Raw genomic sequence first — 274 nt, forward strand, 5'->3', positions numbered from 1 at the left:
TTGTGATCGGCGTGGGAAGTTCTCTGATCAATGGGATGATCGGTATTTTGTACGGTGCTGTAGCGGGGTATCGTGGGAAACGCATCGATATGATTCTGATGAGAGCAGCGGATGTGATTGCCGCGATCCCGTCGATTTTATATGTTATACTGATAACGCTCGTTATGGGACCGGGGATAAAAAGCATGATCTTCGGGATTTGTATTGCCGGCTGGATCGATATGGCGCGTGTCGTACGGGGGGAGATGATCCGTTTAAAAGAAACAGATTTTGC

At 48.2% G+C, this 274-nt stretch carries 1 protein-coding gene; it reads left to right on the plus strand.

Annotated features, from left to right (window positions below; all coding sequences use genetic code 11):
* A partial coding sequence (locus NE637_RS15410; protein WP_256267808.1) for an ABC transporter permease subunit occupies window positions 1-274 on the plus strand: 274 nt, incomplete at both ends.

The organism is Desulfovibrio desulfuricans (assembly GCF_024460775.1).
Lineage (GTDB): Bacteria > Desulfobacterota > Desulfovibrionia > Desulfovibrionales > Desulfovibrionaceae > Desulfovibrio > Desulfovibrio desulfuricans_E.